Annotated in this window: 24 protein-coding genes; 8 read left to right on the top strand and 16 right to left on the bottom strand. The window is 41.6% G+C overall.

Going from position 1 to position 20,743, the window contains the following annotated elements:
- Positions 1-22: 22 nt before the first annotated feature.
- The 4 genes from WA279_RS11945 (at position 23) to sdpC (ending at position 2,871) form a co-directional block, all read left to right on the top strand.
- On the top strand, positions 23-556 hold the full coding sequence (locus WA279_RS11945; RefSeq protein WP_336155490.1) for a GbsR/MarR family transcriptional regulator: 534 nt from the start codon (positions 23-25) through the stop codon (positions 554-556).
- A gap of 216 nt (positions 557-772) precedes the next feature.
- Entirely contained in the window at positions 773-1,249 is a 477-nt protein-coding gene (gene sdpA / locus WA279_RS11940) for a sporulation-delaying system protein SdpA (RefSeq protein WP_251188149.1), read from the top strand.
- The gene (sdpB, locus tag WA279_RS11935; RefSeq protein ID WP_103750212.1) at positions 1,246-2,217 is read left to right on the top strand and encodes a sporulation-delaying protein SdpB; all 972 of its coding nucleotides are present in this window, start codon (positions 1,246-1,248) and stop codon (positions 2,215-2,217) included. The genes sdpA and sdpB overlap by 4 nt, the downstream gene beginning before the upstream one ends.
- A gap of 42 nt (positions 2,218-2,259) precedes the next feature.
- Positions 2,260-2,871 (top strand): sporulation delaying protein SdpC, encoded by a 612-nt coding sequence (gene sdpC, locus WA279_RS11930; protein WP_003243360.1) that lies wholly within the window; start codon positions 2,260-2,262, stop codon positions 2,869-2,871.
- 46 nt (positions 2,872-2,917) lie between these two features.
- Here the strand turns inward: sdpC and sdpI are convergent, their stop codons facing one another.
- The 6 genes from sdpI to opuCA all read right to left on the bottom strand — a co-directional run bounded on the left by sdpI (position 2,918) and on the right by opuCA (position 7,485).
- Positions 2,918-3,541 (bottom strand): immunity protein SdpI, encoded by a 624-nt coding sequence (gene sdpI, locus WA279_RS11925; RefSeq protein ID WP_336155489.1) that lies wholly within the window; start codon positions 3,539-3,541, stop codon positions 2,918-2,920.
- Entirely contained in the window at positions 3,538-3,810 is a 273-nt protein-coding gene (gene sdpR / locus WA279_RS11920; protein ID WP_336155488.1) for a sporulation delaying system autorepressor SdpR, read from the bottom strand. The genes sdpI and sdpR overlap by 4 nt, the downstream gene beginning before the upstream one ends.
- A 218-nt stretch (positions 3,811-4,028) precedes the next feature.
- Positions 4,029-4,718 carry a glycine betaine/carnitine/choline/choline sulfate ABC transporter permease OpuCD gene (opuCD, locus tag WA279_RS11915; protein ID WP_336155487.1) on the bottom strand — a complete coding sequence of 230 codons (690 nt, stop codon included), beginning with the start codon at positions 4,716-4,718 and terminating at the stop codon, positions 4,029-4,031.
- Positions 4,719-4,735: 17 nt separating this feature from the next.
- Complete coding sequence (gene opuCC, locus WA279_RS11910) at positions 4,736-5,602, bottom strand: osmoprotectant ABC transporter substrate-binding lipoprotein OpuCC (protein WP_336155550.1); 867 nt, start codon at positions 5,600-5,602, stop codon at positions 4,736-4,738.
- Positions 5,603-5,666: 64 nt separating this feature from the next.
- Positions 5,667-6,320, bottom strand: coding sequence for a glycine betaine/carnitine/choline/choline sulfate ABC transporter permease OpuCB (gene opuCB, locus WA279_RS11905; protein WP_336155486.1), 654 nt, complete (start codon positions 6,318-6,320; stop codon positions 5,667-5,669).
- A 22-nt stretch (positions 6,321-6,342) separates the two neighbouring features.
- Positions 6,343-7,485 carry an osmoprotectant ABC transporter ATP-binding protein OpuCA gene (gene opuCA / locus WA279_RS11900; protein ID WP_003243370.1) on the bottom strand — a complete coding sequence of 381 codons (1,143 nt, stop codon included), beginning with the start codon at positions 7,483-7,485 and terminating at the stop codon, positions 6,343-6,345.
- 263 nt (positions 7,486-7,748) lie between these two features.
- Here opuCA and opcR point away from each other — a divergent pair, with 263 nt between their 5' ends.
- Entirely contained in the window at positions 7,749-8,306 is a 558-nt protein-coding gene (gene opcR, locus WA279_RS11895) for an opuC operon transcriptional regulator OpcR (RefSeq protein WP_327828609.1), read from the top strand.
- 17 nt (positions 8,307-8,323) lie between these two features.
- On the opposite strand, the gene WA279_RS11890 is transcribed toward opcR, so the two are convergent.
- Positions 8,324-8,959: an NAAT family transporter gene (locus tag WA279_RS11890; RefSeq protein WP_305090653.1), complete on the bottom strand. Its 636-nt coding sequence runs from the start codon at positions 8,957-8,959 to the stop codon at positions 8,324-8,326.
- 149 nt (positions 8,960-9,108) lie between these two features.
- On the opposite strand from WA279_RS11890, the gene WA279_RS11885 reads away from it, so the two are divergent.
- Positions 9,109-9,723, top strand: a complete 615-nt coding sequence (locus WA279_RS11885) for a PH domain-containing protein (protein ID WP_003228342.1) — start codon at positions 9,109-9,111, stop codon at positions 9,721-9,723.
- Positions 9,724-9,853: 130 nt separating this feature from the next.
- On the top strand, positions 9,854-10,552 hold the full coding sequence (locus WA279_RS11880; protein WP_172850025.1) for a zinc ribbon domain-containing protein: 699 nt from the start codon (positions 9,854-9,856) through the stop codon (positions 10,550-10,552).
- A 35-nt stretch (positions 10,553-10,587) separates the two neighbouring features.
- On the opposite strand, the gene WA279_RS11875 is transcribed toward WA279_RS11880, so the two are convergent.
- A complete protein-coding gene (locus tag WA279_RS11875) occupies positions 10,588-12,405 on the bottom strand; it encodes a zinc ribbon domain-containing protein (protein WP_336155485.1) in 1,818 nt (605 codons plus the stop codon).
- Between the two features lie 126 nt (positions 12,406-12,531).
- Here WA279_RS11875 and WA279_RS11870 point away from each other — a divergent pair, with 126 nt between their 5' ends.
- Positions 12,532-12,993, top strand: coding sequence for a GNAT family N-acetyltransferase (locus WA279_RS11870; protein WP_336155484.1), 462 nt, complete (start codon positions 12,532-12,534; stop codon positions 12,991-12,993).
- Between the two features lie 45 nt (positions 12,994-13,038).
- Here the strand turns inward: WA279_RS11870 and WA279_RS11865 are convergent, their stop codons facing one another.
- Genes WA279_RS11865 through WA279_RS11830 form a run of 8 tightly spaced genes read right to left on the bottom strand, consistent with a single transcriptional unit; the run spans position 13,039 to position 20,697 of the window.
- Positions 13,039-14,271, bottom strand: coding sequence for an MFS transporter (locus WA279_RS11865; RefSeq protein WP_124047919.1), 1,233 nt, complete (start codon positions 14,269-14,271; stop codon positions 13,039-13,041).
- Positions 14,249-15,166 (bottom strand): sugar phosphate isomerase/epimerase family protein, encoded by a 918-nt coding sequence (locus WA279_RS11860; protein ID WP_326208385.1) that lies wholly within the window; start codon positions 15,164-15,166, stop codon positions 14,249-14,251. Before WA279_RS11860 ends, WA279_RS11865 begins: the two co-directional genes overlap by 23 nt.
- A gap of 4 nt (positions 15,167-15,170) precedes the next feature.
- Positions 15,171-15,848 carry a PIG-L deacetylase family protein gene (locus WA279_RS11855; RefSeq protein ID WP_015483702.1) on the bottom strand — a complete coding sequence of 226 codons (678 nt, stop codon included), beginning with the start codon at positions 15,846-15,848 and terminating at the stop codon, positions 15,171-15,173.
- A complete protein-coding gene (locus WA279_RS11850; RefSeq protein WP_336155483.1) occupies positions 15,811-16,569 on the bottom strand; it encodes a WbqC family protein in 759 nt (252 codons plus the stop codon). Before WA279_RS11850 ends, WA279_RS11855 begins: the two co-directional genes overlap by 38 nt.
- Positions 16,542-17,423, bottom strand: coding sequence for a GNAT family N-acetyltransferase (locus tag WA279_RS11845; protein WP_032726876.1), 882 nt, complete (start codon positions 17,421-17,423; stop codon positions 16,542-16,544). The genes WA279_RS11850 and WA279_RS11845 overlap by 28 nt, the downstream gene beginning before the upstream one ends.
- 16 nt (positions 17,424-17,439) lie before the next feature.
- The gene (locus tag WA279_RS11840) at positions 17,440-18,675 is read right to left on the bottom strand and encodes an aminotransferase class V-fold PLP-dependent enzyme (protein WP_336155482.1); all 1,236 of its coding nucleotides are present in this window, start codon (positions 18,673-18,675) and stop codon (positions 17,440-17,442) included.
- Complete coding sequence (locus WA279_RS11835; protein WP_063334676.1) at positions 18,641-19,570, bottom strand: NAD-dependent epimerase/dehydratase family protein; 930 nt, start codon at positions 19,568-19,570, stop codon at positions 18,641-18,643. The genes WA279_RS11840 and WA279_RS11835 overlap by 35 nt, the downstream gene beginning before the upstream one ends.
- Complete coding sequence (locus tag WA279_RS11830; protein ID WP_336155481.1) at positions 19,567-20,697, bottom strand: DegT/DnrJ/EryC1/StrS family aminotransferase; 1,131 nt, start codon at positions 20,695-20,697, stop codon at positions 19,567-19,569. Before WA279_RS11830 ends, WA279_RS11835 begins: the two co-directional genes overlap by 4 nt.
- Positions 20,698-20,743: the final 46 nt, after the last annotated feature.

Here is a 20,743-nt window from a genome sequence, read left to right as displayed (position 1 = left end):
GTTAGCTGAAAGGATGAAACCGTTGGAGAAAGATCCGTTAACGATCATTGAACAAGCCGAGGACCATTTTATAGAAAGAATCGCGGAAAACATGCATGCATTTGGAATGCCCTCTACCGTCGGACGAGTGCTGGGCATTATTTATATGAATCGAAAACCGATGACGCTTACGGAATTATCTGAGGCTACCGGCATGAGCAAAACACGCATGAGCCAGGTAGTGCGGGAAATGCTTGATGCCAACATTGCCGAGAAGGTGTTCGAAAAAGGCGTCCGAAAAGATTTATATGAGGTTGAGCAGGACTACTATCAAACATTTATCACGCTGTTTTCAGCCACCTGGAGCAAAGTCGTCAGCAAAAACAAAATGATGCATAAAAAACTCAATCGGGAGCTGCTTAGCGTGTTGGATGAAGAGCTTACTCCTGAAGCGGAAGAAAAAGTGAATGAACTGCTAAAAGAATTAAAGGAATGGCTTGATTATTATAATTGGCTCAGCCGTTTGATTGAGTTTTTTGAGAGCGAAGAAATTTTTAAATATGTGCCGAAGACGTAAAAAGTTCCCAAATTCAATTCTGGGAACTTTTTTAAGTCCAAATGGTTGAATATCAAACTGCAAGGAAATAAACAAAATAATGCATAATTTACATTAATTTATTTATTATCCATTTTTTGTTGATTATTCTGACTAGCTATTATATAATCTTTTTGAAATGATTATATTAGCTTAGAGGAGGTAATCTAAATCAAAAAAAAGGGAATTATAACTGTAATGACTATATGTTTCCTATTATTTTCTTCTTATTACTTTAGTAATATTTCACCTCAGAATCCACTGTTCAAAAGAAATTTTTTGCAACAATTGTCTCCCCAAGGCTTTGGCTTTTATAGTAAAAGCCCTACAGAAGAAAACATTTCATTTCACACAAAAGAAAATTTAAAGTTACCTAATGCACTTCCCAATAATTTTTTTGGGATAAAAAGAGAAGGAAGAGTTCAGGCAATAGAATTAGGCAAAATTGTAGAGAATATCGATCCAAAGAATTGGAAAACTTGTGAAAACAACAACTCCTGCACAAATTTAGAGAAACAAATAAAGCCTATTAAGGTTAAGAAAAATGAAGATTATATACATCTTAGCAAAGGAGAATACCTAATATATCGCCAAAAACCACTCTCATGGTATTGGATAGACTTTAAACAAACTACCTCTTTTGAAAGAAAGGTGCTAAAAATAAAAATAGTATGAAGATATTAAATAGTTTAGAAGGTTATATTGACACCTATAATCCATGGAAAAATACATATGCACTTTTTAGAAGTTTACTTGGTTTCTCAACATTACTAGTACTATTATTTAATAGTACTGATATTTTATTTAGTTATAGTGCAAATAATGTCACATGTGAAAATGTCTATATCCCTACCGCCTTTTGTTTTGCTAAAGAATATAGTATCAATTTTGAGATTATAAGATACTTAATGATTTTTATATTAACCTTAGTGGTTATAGGGTGGAGACCTAGATTTACCGGTTTATTTCACTGGTATATTTGCTATAGTATTCAAACTTCAGCTTTAACTATCGATGGTGGAGAGCAAATTGCAACTGTTCTTTCTTTTCTTATATTACCTGTTACATTATTAGATTCAAGGCGAAATCATTGGAATATAAAGAAAAACAATAATGAATCTTTCACAAAGAAGACAGTATTGTTTTATATAATGACAATAATTAAAATTCAAGTTTTTATCATTTATTTAAACGCAGCTTTAGAGCGATTGAAAAATAAAGAGTGGGCAGAAGGAACAGCAATTTACTATTTCTTTTCTGATCCGGTGTTTGGATTACCTGAATATCAACTTAACTTATTGAATCCACTACTTGAAAGCAATTTTATTGTTGTCATCACTTGGTTAGTAACTATTTTTGAGTTGTTCTTAGCAGCAAGTATCATTTCAAATATCAGAATAAAGAGAATTGCTCTTGTTTTAGGAATATTATTTCATGTCGGGATCATATTCAGCATTGGTATTGTAAGTTTCGGCTTGATCATGATATCAGCATTAATTATATATCTGCATCCTGTACAACAAAATATCACTATGAATTGGTGTTCTCCTTTATTTAAATATATATATGTAAAAGGAAAGAGAAATTTCAAAAGAATAGGAGGTGAATCAGTCAAGTTTCTTACAAAATTGTTTCATAGCTAACATTTAGATAATGGAGAAATAACTTAATGGAGGTATAATAATTTGAAAAGTAAATTACTTAGGCTATTGATTGTTTCCATGGTGACGATATTGGTTTTTTCATTAGTAGGACTCTCTAAGGAATCAAGTACATCTGCTAAAGAAAACCATACATTTTCTGGAGAAGATTACTTTAGAGGACTTTTATTTGGACAAGGGGAAGTTGGTAAATTAATTTCAAACGATTTGGACCCTAAACTCGTAAAAGAGGCAAATAGTACAGAAGGTAAAAAGTTAGTAAATGATGTAGTCAAATTTATAAAAAAAGATCAACCACAATATATGGATGAATTGAAACAATCGATTGACAGCAAAGACCCTAAAAAACTCATTGAAAATATGACCAAAGCAGACCAACTTATCCAAAAATATGCCAAGAAAAATGAAAACGTAAAATACTCTTCTAATAAAGTAACTCCATCTTGTGGGCTTTATGCCGTCTGTGTAGCAGCTGGATATTTATATGTTGTGGGCGTTAACGCAGTTGCATTACAAACGGCTGCCGCGGTAACAACTGCAGTGTGGAAATACGTTGCCAAATATTCCTCTTCAGCTTCTAATAATTCTGATTTAGAAGCGGCTGCTGCAAAAACCCTAAAATTGATTCATCAATAATCCATTATAATTGAGTGTCTTGCGGATTACTCCGCAAGACACTTTTTCAACGTGAACCGTTTAATTTTTTGTAGTAAAGATATGAAGCTAGTGTTGAAATAACTAATGCTAAAAGAACTAGCACAATCATAATAAGAATTATATATTCTCCTGTAAAAAATGAAAGAACAGCTATTATAAAACCACACACTACAAGTACTTTAGAGGCGAAGCGATTTCCCAGTTTCCAAACAGTCTCATCTTTTAATGTCCAAGGTGTCCTTAATCCAATAAGATGGTTTTGTTCTGCTAGCTGCATTGAATTTCCACCAATAATTAAAAAGATACCAACACCAAGCCCAATTATTAAATCAATATCCAATTCGTATCCTAAACTTATCAATAGAGTTGAGAGTTGTAAAATATATAAAAGGATTAACATATTATTAGAAGCTAGGAAAAGCAATGCTTTATTTTTTTGCGTAGACTTAATCGTTAACATATAAAAAGTAAGATAATAAATAAGCATAACAACAGGTATAATAAAAAGTGTTAGAGGTTTAGATATAAAGGCAGCCGGCTTATTTCCTGACCATTGTATCGGTATTTCTTCCGGAAGGTACTGATAAAATATAATTGAAGTCAAGAAACTCAAACAAACAATAATTATGGAAAATATATTTTTCTTCATAAATCGTTATCCCCTTTATTTATAAAGTTAAGCATCCAATTTATTGAGTCTTGAAGTACTGTTGTATTTAGAGAGTAATAAATAAATTGTCCTCTGCGGTGGTCACTTATGAGTTCCGCTTGCTTTAAAATATTCAAGTGGTGCGAAATACTCGGTTTGCTGATATTAAAATGCTCAGCAATATCTCCCGCAGTCATATCCCCTCCTTTTAACAAATCCAAAATTTTTCTCCTTGTTGGATCTGATATAGCTTTGAAAACATTATTCATAGCGTTTTCTCCTTTTCAAAAAACATTTAGACATTTAGATGTTTGTATAAATGTATTATTATTATAACTTGAATCTTTTCTCAAAACAACCTTAAAATTGGTAATTCCCTTCTGATATTTGAAGATTTTTTTAAAAATGCTTGTTAACTTCAACGCTGGAAAGTATCGTTTAACGGGACTAACACAGGTTTTTCATAAAAAAAACACCCCTGTTTGATTTAAATAGAGGTGGTTTTTCTTTCAGCTATAATATAGTTTCTTTTCTTCTTTTTAATCGGGCTTAATGCTCGTTCAAGCCAGCCCATGACCAAATCGGCAATCACCGCCATCAGAGCTGTGGGGATCGCTCCCGCTAATATAATCGCGGTTCCGTTTGTGGCGTTTGATCCTCTGACGATGATGTCCCCGAGACCGCCAGCACCGACAAATGTCCCGATGGCCGTAATGCCGATGGCAATGACAAGCGCGGTGCGCAGGCCGGCCATTATAACAGAAAGCGCAAGCGGAAGCTCGACCATCCGCAGCACTTGAAATTTTGTCATCCCCATTGCTTTTCCGGATTCAAGATAGGCGTGCTCAATACTGATAATCCCAGTATACGTATTTCTGATAATCGGCAGAAGAGAATACAGAAATAATGACAATATCACCGTATTAGCGCCCAGCCCCATGACAAGCATCAGCACGGCGAGCATGGCGAGAGCCGGGATGGTCTGAATGACGTTCGTGACCGCAAAAACCCATCCGCTTAATCTTCTGTATCTGGCTATCAGGATGCCGAGTGGAATTCCAACAATGGCGGCAAATAAAACGCCGTACACCGACATCAGAAAATGACGGTAAAATTCCTGCATCACGTAACCGCCGTTTTGCGAATAGTATGTGCCAAGCTGCTGTAGTACTTCCATATGATCCACCTCTTTTCTTAGTCAAAATAATGATGTTTCTCTAAAAATTCCTTTGCTACGACAGACGGCTCCTTCAGCTTGCCATCCACCTCATAATTAAGTTCCTGCATCGTTTCCGTGTCGATTTGCCCAATCAGCTTATTGATCACACCCTCAAGTTCCGGATGCTCCTTAAGCACCTTTTCCGGAATCACCGGTGAACAGTCATACGGCGGGAAGAAACGCTTATCGTCTTTTAAGATTTTCAGATCATATGCTTTAATCCGTCCATCCGTTGAATAAGCCAAAACGGCGTCCATTTTCCCGTTTTTGACTGCGTCATAGACAAGCCCGATCTGCATCGGATAAGTTGTGCCGAATTCAAAGCCATATGTGCTGACAAAGCCTTTATACCCGTCGCCTTTTCGTTTCAGCCAAGCATTGTCGACGCCTAATTTATATTGGGAGGCATTTTTCTTCAGGTCAGACACGGTGTTAATATGCTCCTTTTCCGCAAACTTTTTTGTTACGGTGAAGGCATACGTGTTATCAAAGCCGTAGGAATCAAACCATTTATAAGAAAAGCGCTTTTGAAACTCGTTCTGCACAATGTTCAGCGCTTTTTTCGGATCTTTCTCCGCTTCCTTGCCGAGGGTGCTTGTTAAATCTGTTCCGGAATAGCGCGTGGCTGAAATATCAATGTCACCGCCCAGCATCGCTTGGTGCTGAACATAGTTTGAGCCGAGGTTTTTCACTAAAGCAGTATTCAAATCTGTATCATGTTCAATAAGCTGCGCGATCATATTTGCTACAATTTCTGATTCTGTCATGCTTTGCGCCCCGATATTGATTGTGTCGTCAGAAGCGCCGCCGAGACCCGGCAGAGAGCAGCCGCCTAGCAGCATGACAAAGACGAGAGCAAACGCGCCAAGCCATTTGATTTTTGTCGTTTTCAACAGAGCCAACTCCTTACGAAACTTCCTTCATCCCTTGCAAGCCTTTCGGCGTCACCTTTCGTTCTGTCACAGCCAGCACATAATCAATAATAATTGCCAGAATTGTGACAGGCACGGCACCGCCAATGATATATTCAGGCTGGTATAGGTTCAGGCCGATAAAAATATAGTCCCCAAGGCCGCCTCCCCCGATAAACGACGCAAGTGTCGCCCAGCCAATTAGGTAGATCGTTGATGTGCGGATCCCCGCCATGATGATGGGAATCGCCAGCGGGATTTCAACGAGCCGAATCTGCTCCCAGCCGGTCATGCCAATCCCTTTCCCCGATTCCAGGAGGTTTTTATTTACACCTTTAATGCCGGTATACGTATTGCGCAGGATCGGCAGCACCGAATAGAAAAATAAAGCGACAATCGCAGGCACTTTTCCTACGCCGAGAAGCGGAATAAAAAAGGCTAAAATCGCCAGACTCGGCAGGGTTTGCACAATGTTTACGAAACCGATAACCGCACCTGCGCCTTTTTTTATTCTGGTAAGAGCAACGCCGAGCGGCACTGCAACGATAATGCCCAATACAACGGCTATGAGTGAAATATATAAATGCTCTCCTGTTTTATACAACAGCTCTCCGCCGTTCGTTTGCAAAAAAGTCATCATTTGATTCATCTTAAAAGAGCTCCTCCCCTGGTCAGATCGTCATGAGCTGGTTTTCCTCGTCGCCCCAAATGGAATCGTATACGATATCAACGAGGCTCGCTCTTGTCACAATCCCTGCTAAATGGTTCTGTTCATCGACCACCGGAACATACTTGATCCCCTGCTTCAAAATTTTTCGGACTGTATCGCGAAGAAGCGCCCCTTTTTGAACGGTATATATATCTGAACGGTATACGTCGCCAACGATGCTCGCTTTTTTGCGGTTTTGATCAATCATTTCCACATCAACATAGCCCTTCAGCACGTTTTGCCGGTCCACAACGAGCAGCGAGTCAACACGTTTTTCTCTCATCAGCTGAATCGCCTGAGAAAGCGTTTTGTCCGCAGATACCGTCACCGGCGTTCTGTTCATCATTTGCTCTACCCGCTCGATATCCGGTCTTGACTGAATCAGGCGCTCTTTCCCGATAAATTCTTCAACAAACTCATTTGCCGGATTTCGAAGAATCTCATCAGGTGTGCCGACTTGAACGATTTCTCCCGCTTTTAATATCACAATCCTGTCAGCAAGCTTAATCGCTTCATCCATATCGTGGGTTACAAACACAATCGTTTTGTTTAAGGTTCTCTGCAGTTTTTTGAATTCTTCCTGAAGGGAATCACGCGTAATCGGATCAAGCGCTCCGAACGGTTCATCCATTAAAATGAGAGGGGGTTCCGCTGCCAGGGCGCGCAGCACGCCGATTCTCTGCTGCTGTCCGCCGCTGAGCTCATGCGGATAACGGTCTAAATACTCCGGGCCCATATCCACAAGCTTTAACAGCTCGCGCGCCCGTTCTTTCCGTTTTTCCTCAGGCCATTTCAGCAGCTTTGGTACGAGTGAGATGTTCTGCTGGATGGTCATATGGGGGAACAAACCAATCTGCTGAATCACATAGCCGATTTTTCTTCTCAGCTCAACCGGGTCCTGTTCCATAATATTTTCTCCGTCGATAAAAATCCTTCCAGACGATGGTTCTATCAGTCTGTTGATCATCTTCATCGTCGTCGTTTTTCCGCAGCCGCTCGGGCCGATAAAACAGATAAATTCACCTTTGGCAATATCTAAATCAATGCTGTTCACAGCTTTTTTGCCGCCTTTATATACTTTTGACACTTGTTCCAATTTCAGCAATCCGTGCACCTCCGCAGGTTTCCTTTAAATTTTCTGAAAAGTATAATCCTTATTATAGTTTGAACTTTGTAAAATAAAAAGTTTACAATGTGTTGAAATTATATGTTATTTATAGATTATTTATTGTTATGACCGAGACGGAAAGGGTGTTCTTACAATTACGCCGGATACCTCCCACTTCCTCTGCATTCAGCTATTTTCAACACCAGGAAGAAATATGATATATTGACACCATCAATTGCCATTTGAAGGGATGATCAGCTGTGAAAAAAACCGCTCTCGACATCATTGAACATGCTGAAGAGCATCTCATTGAGAGGATTGCCGAAAATATGCATACGTTTGGAATGCCTTCAACTGTCGGACGTGTGCTCGGAATTATTTATATGAATCGAAAACCAATGACCTTAAGCGAGCTCTCTGAGGCAACGGGCATGAGCAAAACAAGGATGAGCCAGGTTGTCCGTGAAATGATCGATGCCAATATCGCCGAAAAGGTGTTTGAAAAAGGCGTACGAAAAGACCTTTATGACGTCGAGCAGGATTATTATCAAACCTTCATTTCTTTATTCGCGGCGAATTGGACAAAGGTCGTGAGCAAAAACAAAGTGCTGTATAAAAAATTAAACCGGGAGCTGAGTGATCTTTTACAAAGGGACGGGCTTACCCCGGAAGCGGAAGAGAAAGTCAATCAGCTGCTGAATGAATTAAAAGAATGGCTTCATTACTATGATTGGTTGAGCAGGTTGATTGAATTTTTTGAGAGTGAGGAAGTCTTTCGGTATGTGCCGAAAACAAAAGAAAGCAGCTCTCTAAAATAAGAGAGCTGCTTTTTGCATCATGAGGTTAAGACCGGAAACATGCCTTTCAGCCCGGCACCAATCATCCCGACCGCAACCACAGCTAAGATTAATCCCATCAGTCTGGTAATCACATTCATCTCGGTTTTTCCGAGTTTGCTGCTGATAAAAGCAGAATAGTGGAAAAAGAGAAAGGTCAGGGCAATAACGGCGGCTATGCCGATCGTGACAGCCGCATAATGACCAATGCCGCTATGACCGGCGGAAAGGCTCATTACTGTTGCAATCGTTCCGGGCCCAGCAATAATCGGAATGGATAAAGGTGTGACTGATATATCCGCTTTTTCCTTGCTTTCCTTATGTTCATCATGGTGAAGAGATTGCACGTGTGATTCTTTCGCATTCAATAGATTATAGGCAATGCCGAAAATGAATATGCCGCCCGCCACTCGGAGCGCGTGAATGTTGATATCAAACAGTTTAAAGATAAGATGGCCGAAAACCAAAAAAGCCGCGAGAATAAAAAAGGATAAAATAGCTGCCTTCCGGGCAATCGCTTTTCTTTCCGCTGCAGTATAGCCCTCTGTCAGCGTCAGAAATATCGGTACGTTTCCGATCGGATTCGATACTGCGAATAAAGAAATGAAGACGTGAACGATGAATGAGAACATCATATACCTCCTTGTTGATAGTCTCTGCACAGGAAATAGAATTATTCTCCACCCTTTTACCCGGAGGCGATTTCCCGGTAAACCTTTATAGCCTGTCAGAAACGCGCCATGCTACAATGAAGTGACAAATTGAATAGGAAGGACGTATACAGATGTTCAAAAAAATTGCGGCAGATGCCTTGGGCTTATCTGATATCGGAAAAATTATCGAACCTCAGGACTATGACAAAACAGACGCAGATGATTATGTCATGCATGAAGACAATGAGAAAATTTATTTCTTGATTAAAACAAAAGCAGACGAGTATTGCTTTACGAACCTGGCCCTGATCCATGTAGACGGCGAACGCGCCACTTCCTCGAAACGAACGTTGAAACGCTATCCTTATTCGCAATATAAAATCTCTGACGTTTTTCTTGAAACTGCCGGAAAAGTGGATTTGGATGTTGAAATTAAGTTCAAGCTGGGCGGTGAACAATTCGACATTGATGTCCACAAAGACCAGATTGAAAAGTTAAAAGACCTTTATAAAGCACTGCTTCGCATCGCTGAAACAACCTATGAAAATGACATTTTAATCAATCAAGCGGAGCAAAGCTTAGATAAAGCAGTGACGATTCTTCACCATACCCGCCCTGAGCACGTTAATATTGAAACGCAATACAAAGAGCTGACCGAATTCGGATTCACTTGGCTGACATCCGTTCGCTCGCAGTATCATATTAAGGATTTTGGGGATGTATTTGAGAAATATATGAATAACTAGATAAAAAAAGACACAGCTGCTATCGGGCTCGTGTCTTTTTTGTATGAATATTGATTACTTTACAACTTTTTTCTTTTATAATAAAACTATTAGTCTATTTTCCCTATAATACAGGTAAAGGAGTTATTTTATGTATTGTCCTCAATGCGGCCATCAAACAGATGGCGGAAATTTTTGTGAGAAATGCGGATCACCGCTCCCCGGTCAATCAGGCCACCAGCATCCAGCTCAAACCGGAGCCGCTGCAAAGCAAGCAGCAAAACAGTTCGGTTCATTTGTCTTATCCGTCCTGAAACGCCCTTATCAGGAATGTAAAACAACAGGCGGAGAGCAGCTGATCAGCGCAATCATTACGATGGTTCTTTTTAGTTTGCTGACCCCTTTGATGTTTTATATTCTTTTTTCAGACGGTCCCGGAAGCGTAAGCTTTACAGCAATCTTCTTAGAGCCAACCATTTATTTTATTTTATTTCTATTTGGCCTGCATGCATGCATCTTTTTTGCCCTGAAAATCGCGGGAAACCAAGTATCTTTCAAGGATTCATTCTCAAGATTCGGAGCGTTTCTCATACCGTTCACGGCTATTTTGATTCTTGCCCTTTTCTTCTTTTTATTACATACAGACATTTGCTTTACCATATTAGCCGTTGGTTTAATCGGTGCATTCTTCGCCATTCCTCCTGCGATGCTGGGCAGTTACCAGCATTCATATAAAGGGAAGGTTGATGTCATTTACTCAACGATTGTAATTTATCTGATCATCTGCGTTACATTTCAGCTTATTATCGAACACTATGTCAAAGAAATTTTCCGTTATATGCTCTTTTAAAAACAACCCCATCACCTGCTGGTGATGGGGTTGTTTTATTGAATAGACGTTAAGTAAATTCTTCCGTTCTTCACTACGCCGGTATAAGTCCAGTTATATGTTCTGAGCTTTGGACTGCCGCCTGATTTTGTGATATAGAATTCTTCATACGTCTTAATCGTGACAGCCGACCCATTTTGGCTCCAGCTTTTCACTTCATAGTTATTAAAGTCTTCTGTTGTCCCCTCTTTATTTAATTTCGACACGAGATGCTGCTGGTCGGAATAAAGGGAACTGCCTTTTTCAAGGCTGTCTTCCATCAGTGAGAAATTATTTTGATTCACGGCATCTGCCTGACTTTGCAGATAACTGCCCATAAATAATGTCACTTGTTCATCTGTAACATCGCCGCTTGCAGAGCTTTCACTGCCTTTGTTTTTCGAGCCAGCCCAGGCGGAAGTGTATGTCTCTGGTTTATCATTTTTGATTTTCTTTATATTTGTGCCTGCAGATTGGAATGTTGATTCTGCATCTTCGAAAATCCACTTTTTCTGTTTTTTATCATATAAAAGAAGATATTCATAACTCGGACTTTCGTCAGTCATTTCAGATTTTGTATAGTCGTTATACGAAGAAGACTGGTGAAGTTCTTTTCCTGTTACCGATACCTGCCACGTTCCGTCGTTTTTCTGAGAGAGGGCAAATGTGTCCAGGTCAAAATCAGTTTCCAAGTATCTATCTTTTAAGTATGAATCCGCGCTTTTCATAGAATCAACGGTGTCCTTCGTCTCCGCCTTCCAATTGGCACTTGCCTCTGTCATCTGGGCTGTATTCCCATCAGATAGAGCTTTGGAGTATTGTTTTGTTGTTTTGACAATTGTGTTCATAATCTGTTCCTGTGTATCTTGATCAGGAATTAACGTTAACTCCATTTCTTTATCATCGATCGGAACGCCGGCAGTTTTTGTTTTTCCCCACGGAAATTCTGCCTCGACTGAAGCTGTCATTGATCCATCTGTCAGCAGCGGACCGTATGTTACGGATTTGAATGGGTCTTTATGAATCGGCTTGCCGTTAATCAGCAAATCTCCCTTCCCGCTCTTGATGTCATCCGCTAAGCTGAATGTCACATCGTCTGCTTCCAATGAGAGATCAACACGAAAGCTGCTATCGCCAACCGCCTGAATGTCTTCCTTTTTCACAAGATCGACGACATCGTTTTTCAGTTTGGCTGAGACTGTATATTCACCGGGAATGTACGGACCGAGGGTTTGTGCTTGATCTGCTTTCTTTACAGGTCCGGCTTCCTCTTTATTGACATATAAATCGGTATTTTTATAATTGCTGGTCACTTCAAAATAAACAGGTGCTACCTTTAAGTCGTAATGGTCAAATACCAGCAGGCTTTTTCCGTCTTTTTCCGCATATACGATATCCTTCTGGGCTGTTTCCTCACGGAGCGATGCAAAAAGTTCATCTTTTTTGTCTGGATGATCCTTCAAATATGTAAGAAACGGTTTTACATTATTTTTAGTGAGTTTAAGATTGTCATTTACCGGTGTAAGCAGAGTCGCGATTTGGTCCTGATCCTCATCATTTACGGCCTGTTCAAACTTGTCTACTAACCTATCCTTTGAAGTAAAATACGCTCCGGTTTTATATGCGGCGAATAATATAACGCACGCCGCGGCAATGCTGCTCCATAAAATGATGGTTTTCTTTGGGATCGGTTTTCGCGGAGCCTGCCTTGTTTCTGCAGTGCTAGCTGTTTCTTGATTTGCCTGTTTGCTGCCCCCTCCGATCGGGGTGCCGCATTGTTTACAAAACTTGGCTCCTTCATTATTCTGGGAGCCGCAATTCTTACAAAAAAACATGACTTTCCTCCTATTCTACTAATTTGATAACATTTACTGCTTTTCATATTTTATAATAAAACAGAATGAAATTGGGAACGAATGAAAAAATTAAATGTCTATCAGACTAAAAAAGGTGGTACGAATATGCAAAAGCTCAGGATTGAATTAGGAAAAGAAACAAATGACGAATTATATGATCTATTGCTGCTCGCCGATCCATCGAAAGACATTGTAGATGAATATCTTGAGAGGGGAGAATGTTACACAGCTTGGGCCGGTGATGAGCTTGCAGGTGTTTATGTATTGCTAAAAACAAGGCCGCAAACAGTTGAAATTGTAAATATTGCGGTAAAAGAATCTCTTCAGAAGAAGGGCTTTGGCAAACAGCTTGTACTTGACGCCATCGAAAAAGCGAAGGAGCTGGGGGCGGACACGATTGAAATCGGCACGGGGAATTCCAGCATTCATCAGCTTTCTCTCTATCAAAAATGCGGATTCCGCCTTCAGGCGGTCGACCACGATTTCTTTGTCAGACATTATGATGAGGACATTTTTGAAAACGGGATTCAATGCCGCGATATGGTAAGGCTTTATTTGGATCTTTAATAAAAGAGCTGCCGCATGATCATCGGCAGCTCTTTTATATAGAAATTAAAAAAACTGGTTCGCTTTTTTTCCGGTATCCCGCTGCATTCCTTTCCTCACTGACAGTATAAAAAAAGTCAGGACGAGAGCCAGACCGACAGCCAGAAAAATATAATCAGCGTCCATAAACACAAGAAGCACTGTGTAAACAGCTGCTGAAAGAGGTTCTCCCATCTTTACGATAGAAAAAATAAGCGCGAATATTCTTCCGAAGTATTCAGTCGGAACCGTCTTTTGAAAATACAGAACCGTTTGTACATCAATATAGGAAATGATGACGCCCAGCACCAAAAAAATGGCACATTCCAGCCCGCTAAGCGGAAAAAACAAAAACATAATGAGCAGCCCTACCGCTGTTAAAGTTCTGGGATAAAGCCGTTCTAGCCGCTTCGTATTCCACTTGAAAAATACAGCAAGATTCCCTAAGAGCATACCGCCCTGAAACATTGAATACATGATAGCGAACCATACGGAATAGTTCTCATGAAAACGTTCCACTGCAAGAATCGGCCCCATTACAGAAATAAACCCGGCAATGACAAGATTTACGATAAAAAAATAACCGACAGCAGTCATCCAAGATGAGTTGCCCTTCAGCATTCTGTAGCCTGTCTTAAGGGCTTCTGCCCCTTTGCTTTTTAGGCCAACAGATTCTGAAATGTGAATAAGGGCAATCAATGCAGCGGATACGAAAAATGCCGTCCCATTTATGAGAAACAGTAGCCCAAACGGAATCGCCGCAATCAAAACGCCGCTAATCAGCTTTCCGACGATCAGACCAATAAGTTCGCTAGTGTTAATTAATGAAGTCGCCTGATCGAGATGTTTCTGAGGGACAAGCAGCGGAATAAGCGCCACTTTCGCCGGGGAAAAGAGCATCGATTGCAGCGATAAACAAAATGCGCATATACCAATGATCCATACAGTTAACAAACCGTTCGCACTAAGGACTGCCAAGAGAATCATAATGACTGCTCTTCCGGTATTACACACATACAATATGGATTTTTTTCGTAATGAATCAATTAAAGGTCCGGTAAACATTCCGAATGTCAATGGAACGAGCTCGATAAAAGAAATCACACCGACCAATATTTTGCTTCCGGTCAAATCGAGCACTAGAAGCGGAAGCGCGATGAGCCAGACGCCATCCGCCGCGGAAGAAAATACTTGTGCAGACCAAAGCTTTGCATAATTTGGTGTTCGATATGCCGAATTACGTCCGCTTTTTTTCTTCATCAGAAGCACCGCCGAACCATTCTAATGTTCTCCATGATTCTTTTCTTTGTGTATAGTCCTCTTCCATCACTTCAAATACGATACCCGTGCCATCCCCGCGGTGTATCTCCTTTAACATCTCCGCCGCTTGTCTGAGCAACGGTTCATTAATCGTTCCTTCAGCGGGATGACGCCCTTCAAAACAACGGACATCACCATGCGGGAAGGCTAGCTGGCGAAACGAACTGAAATGATAATGTTTAATGCTGTCCTTTAAGGAAAGAAACTGAAAAAAATCAGGGTATCTCAGCTTTTCATCCCTGAACATAAGTGATGATGACAGATGTGTCTGATAGGTAATGGCCCAATGACACAAATCCCATGTAATGCCGACATGTTTTAAACCGAGCTGAACCAGCTCCTCAAAATCCTCAGGATAAATAAAAATCGGGTCAAAGTCTTCGCCCAGATTCCCGATAATCGGCAGATTTTCGACTCCAATCCATATATCTGTTCCTTTCAGCTCATCATCAAACGCCGCAAAAAATTCAATGACTTTTCTGCGGTTTCCTTCTAAATCATAGCTTTGAAATTCTTCAACGGACATAAATTGATTGGCATGAACAGTTATGCCCTTAGCGCCGTACCTATCCGCAAGCTCTGCAAAATGCAGCAGACGGTCCTTTATATGCGCTTCGTGAACATAATCCGCATTGTCGGTGGGAAAATGAAGTGTCAATAATGACGGCTCAAGCTGTTTTGTGTAATCAAGTGTCCGCTTGAAGGTTTGCACATAATCGGTTTCTTCAAACGACTTTCCGTCGAAGATGTTGGCTTCAAGACCGTATCCTGCTTCGACCCACTTTTTATCGATTTGCTTCGGGTCTAACCCGAAAAACGGTATTTGCGCAATCATCCCGTCACCACGTTCCTCTCACAAGCATAAATGCTTCTGCTGCAGAAAAACCCGATTTAGCTCCCCATACGTATGCGTTATTTTCTATCGCTTGCAAGGATCGCGGATGCGGGAAATCCCTCAGCTCCGAATCATAGCACGCCATGGCCTTCAGCTTCAATTCAAGCTCTTCTTCTATATTAATGAAGAAATTCGCATGGAATTGATCCTTCTTCAAGTAGTTCCACTCTGTCGAGGATAAGGTCTCGTATGCCAGAACCTGTTTTACTGAATGACCTGGAAGCGGGCGGGTTGCCGTCATCACCGCTCTGAATACGACGGCATGGTCAATATTAATATCACCGCCGTATTGTGTATATACAATATCGGGCTGAAACCGTTCAATTTGTTTTTCTGCCTCTTTTACGACATCCAGCAAATCCATTGAATCCAGCCTGTTATCAGGAAGATTTAACCTGACAAAATCGCTTATGCCGAGCGTGCTAAGCGCTTGTTCCGTTTCACTATAGGAATGCTGCATGATTGAATCACAAGGTTTTTCATAGTCTTCTTTTCTAGACGATTTTCCTTCAGCCATAATGACAGCCGACACACTGTCTCCTTGACGGACATGTTTCGCCAATGCTCCGCCGACGCCGATAATTTCATCGTCCGGGTGCGCCGCAAATACCATTACTTTCATCATATTGTCCCCCTTTGATTAACGTCTCGCAAATATCCGCGCCGCAGTTCATAAGCATATCAAGCATAGAGAGGTGAGGAATGTGCTCTCCGAACAACTGCGGATAATGAATGGTCCTGATTTGCTGGTATTCGATTGTAATTCCGCTTCTATCAAAATCACTTTCTATTAAATAGTCTGATCCTTGGCTGCCTGAATAATAGTGATCAGCTCCAAGTTCTTTACAAAGCGCGAGCACAAAATCACTCTTTTTTTCATTCCGGCATTCGAGCTCCGACACATAGCAAATTGGCGTCGATATGCGAAGTTCCCGCAGAAAAAAATTAATGATGAACATATTTAAATCATGAAGGTACTCCCATTCCCGCTGATAGACATCTTTAAAAAACATTTGATATTCCTCGAAATAGGGAGCCTTCGCATAATTCATTTTAATCGCCATCCAGTGTTTCTTCCGCCAGTCCTGCTCTTGGTCGATTTTCATATCACGAAGCTCGATATCCTTATAATTTTTCATCTGCAAAGGAACAGTCAGCCACATGGGGCCTTGGGAAGTCTTGATTCTGTTCCGATTGAGAAATCCCTTTTTCTCAAACTGGGCTGTATCGTGAATGGCAAATACATCTGATTTATGGATTTTTTCAAAAAAACCATACCAGGGGAGATAACTGGACTGATGGCCGCTTACCACTTTTACTCCGTTTCTGTGAAATGTCGACATCGTTTCTCTTCAGCTCCCCAATATCGTTTCGGTCTGGCAATTTCTTTACTGTGGGAATATCCAAAATCAACCCATTGCAGTTTCTTGCCGATGGCGAATGATAAAGCGTTCCGCATCAGCAAATAAGAGGCCTGCGTTTCTTTTCCGGCAGGGCTGTTTACATTCTGCCAATAATAGAAATGGGAATGGTCATATAGAAAAATACTGCTGCTGATCATGTCAGCCTCAAGAAACGCCCCCACCCAAAAGACTTGCCTTCCAAGGCTTTCTAGCAGCTTTTGAAAAAAATCCTGACTCAGCATATAGGCTGCACCGATGGCTGCTGTATGCGCCTTATACAATTCGTAAAACTCAGAGAGTGATTCTTGTCCGATAAGGCGGACGGACACATTTTTCTTTTCCGCATATCTGACGGCAGTCCGGGCTTTTCCTGAACAGTTTGTCCATAGCTCTTCAAATGTATCGGGAAGCGGCAATATGTGTGTGGCTTTTTCCGCCCAATGTTCTCCCGTTTCTTCGATAAAAGAAGTTTGGCCATGCGGAAGCAGGAGCCGCGATAATTTCTGTCCAAATAAAGCCTTGATTTCGCTTTGCAGCCATTCAAATGAAATCGGACGGTCTGAAATGACGCCGCCGTATCCTATCATATTCCCGCTGAGCAAGCCATTCTGCTCAAACACCGGAACATATATCACTTGTCCGCCGTCCGATGTCAGCTTAACAGGGTGAAACGAGGTATTGGGGAGCTCCTCCATGAGCTTCCCCCAATCATAGCTTTGAAACAATCCAGCCTGAAAAATGCCAGCGGCCCGTTCCCAAGCCTGAGGCGTTACGGAAAATGCTGTTTTTTGCACGATATATCACCAACATTCATTTCTTATTCTTTTGCTCTGCATACGCTAAAACGGTTTCAGCAATATACTTCACCTGCTCTGTGCCAAGAGGCGGTTTGAACGGCAGTGAAAGAACCCTTTTCCACAGAGAATGTTCATCCTCTTGCCGTGAATAAGGCTGATACAGCGGAATAAGGTGAAGCGGAAGGTAGTTCCAGCAGGTTTGAATCCCTTTTGCCGCTAAATAAGCAGAGCAGTCGTACCTTTCCCCTTCATGAGGGAAGACGATTGTCAAATAGTTCAGGCTTTCTCCCTCCTGCGGCTGAATCATCTTGATCCCGTATAACTCTTCTGCCCGTGCAAAAATGTATCTTGCCGTCTCCAAATTTCTAGATGAGTCTCTCACCAGCCGCTCCATCTTTGACAGCTGGTATTCGATAATGGCTTGCCTTACTGGATGCATTCGCAATAAAGGGACAGTAGCAGGTTTTTCCGGAAGGACTTCAAGCTTGCTCGTTTTCATAGAGGTCTGAACACCCGTTTTTCTGAATAAGAAAGATAGAGTCCTAGATCTCATCAAAGCCTGTATTCGCTGCTGTCTCATATAAGCATTATAATCAGCATTGACTTGCTTTCGCTGTTCCATCGGCAGCCTGCCGTTTTTGTCCAGAACTTCTTTTCGGGCGATTAACGCTCCGCCCCCTATACTGCCGAGGGGCTTTGACGGCCCAAAGCTCAAGATGCCGAAATCCCCCAAACCGCCTGCAAAGGTTCCGTCTTGTTTTGTAAACATGGCCTGAGCGGCATCGTCAATGACACGAATACGCTTTTCTTTCGCCCACTCGATAAGTTTCATGTTTTCCTGCCGGCCGTAAACGTGTGTCAAAATGACAGCGCATGTCCTCTCGGTCACTTTGTTTTTCACATCTTCAAAGGATAGGGACAAATCATTATCCAGATTGGCAAACACTGGGGAAGCTCCGGTTTGAAGCACAGCATCAATTACATTCGGACAGCTAAATGATGAAAAAATCACTTCTTTTCCAGTCCCCGCTCCGGATAATGTCAATGCAAGCACCAACGCCGCGCTTCCACTCGAAGTCAATTCGATGCTCTTTCCATAGCGTTTTTCCAATTTTTCTGCCAACGTTGTTCTTTTAGCTGAGATTAAGTGGGTGAAAAAACTTCTGCCTGAAAGCTGCCCCGGATAAATCGGAAACTTGATCTGTTTGGGGTTTTCAGGATAATGGAAGTTTTTGTTTTTGTCTTTCAATTTTAATCAGCCTCAGGCCTTCATCTAGGTTAATTTTAGGAGCATATCCAAGCAGACGCTTTGCCTTCTCGATCGAAGGAGCACGTTTAAAAATTTCAATGTCTTTCCCCCGGACACCATCCTCGCCCAGCTTTTTAAATGTATAATGCTCTTTCTCCCTGCCAGTCATCACGTTGATTTTCTCTGCCAGTCCTTTTATAGTGATTGGCAGATCGTTTCCTATGTTGAAATCTTCATAGGCACTCCCTTTGTGCAGCAGCGCCAGGTATGTTCCGTTCACGATATCACTAATGTAGCTGAAGCATCTGATTTGGCCGCCGTCTCCGTAAAGAGGAAGCTCCGCGCCAGCTTCGGCCAAACTGAAGAACTTATTTATGACAAAGTCCTGACGCTGCTTCGGGCCGTACACATTAAAGTATCGGACAACTCTGACATGCAGTGAGGCTGATGCCTGCTCCTTCAAATATTCCTCAGACTTTAATTTTGCTTTTCCATAAGCGGATTTAGGGAGCTTCTGGCTTGATTCCGTATATGGATAATCTGGCGAATCTCCGAACACTTCTGAGCTGGAGGAAAAAAGAAGGGTCTTGATCCCCAGCTCCTTGCATACCTCCGTTACGTTTTTCGTTCCTTCAAAATTCACCTTGATTACGTCCTCTTCATTGCTGCGGCAGCTGTCTACTCCGACCATTGCCGCTAAATGAACGACAGCATCTGCTCCTTTTAATGATTCCCGAAGCGATTGACGGTCTAAAATATTGGTTTGGCGGAATTCTGCCTGAAAATCCGGCTTTTTTTGATCAGCGATGATCGTATGATAGCCTTTCTTCTGTAATAACCCCGCTAATTCACTTCCTATAAAACCTGCTCCGCCTAAGATAGCAATGTGTTTCATTGTCCGACCTCCTGGCTCAAAGATAAAACATCTTTAATTGATTGAACGATGTATTGACAATCTTCCTTCGATAATTGGCTATAAAGTGGCAGCGATACAATTTCAGGAAAGATGCGTTCAGTTACCGGCAGCTTTGCAGGAAAATGCTCTCTATAGTAGGGATGCATATGCACAGGGATAAAGTGGACACTCAACCCAATATGCTTCGCTTTCATCTCTTCAATAAACTGGTCTCGGTCCATTTCTCCGTGTTTTTTCACCCGCAGAATGAACAAATGCCAGGAATGTGTGATATGGCTTGGGATGTCTGTTAAAGGAAGTTCTGCTCTTTCTGGATGATTGATAAGCTCAGACGCATAATAGTTTGCGATTCTGGTCCGTTTTTCTTGGATCTCAGCAGCCCGTTTCAATTGAATGAGCCCAAGAGCAGCCTGGATATCTGTCATGTTGTACTTAAAGCCGGGAAGTAAAACATCATATCGCCAGCTGCCCTTTTCACCGTATCGATTCCAAGCATTTTTTGTAATGCCATGCCATCCATACAGTCTTGCTCTTTCGGCAGCCTCTTCATCCTTAAGAATAAGAGCTCCTCCTTCTCCCGTCGTTATATTTTTGGTGGCATAAAAGCTGAAGCATACGGCATCTCCATGCGTGCCGATCATCCTCTCGTTATACCTTGTCCCAAGCGCGTGTGCGGCATCTTCAATCAAGTACAGTCCATTTTCCTTGCATATGCTGCTAAGCTCATCCAAATTTGCCGGATAACCTGCAAAATGGACCGCAATGACCGCTTTTGTCCGCGGTGAAAGCTTTTGTCTGACATCTTCCGGATCTATACATAAATCATCCTCGCAAATGTCGGCAAACACCGGGGTTGCTCCTACATGCAAAATGACATTTACACTTGAACAAAACGTGAAGCTTGGAACAATGACTTCATCTCCTTCTCCTACATCGAGTGCAAGCAAAGCCATGTGTAAGGCAGCAGTTCCTGAATTACAGCTGATTACGTGCTCCGCTCCCAGACATTCGCCAAGCTTTTTCTCAAATTCAATCACCTTCGGACCTTTTGAAATCCACCCCGACTTGATCGTTTCAACTACAGTTTCCAATTCTTCGTTTGTCATATCAGGTCTGTGAAAAGAGATAAATTGTTTACTAATGACAGTTCCC

The sequence above is a fragment of the Bacillus sp. 204(2023) genome (assembly GCF_037027505.1).
Taxonomy (GTDB): domain Bacteria; phylum Bacillota; class Bacilli; order Bacillales; family Bacillaceae; genus Bacillus; species Bacillus subtilis.
The sequence above is the reverse complement of the archived record's forward strand: the minus strand, read 5'-3'. Positions and strand labels throughout refer to the sequence as shown.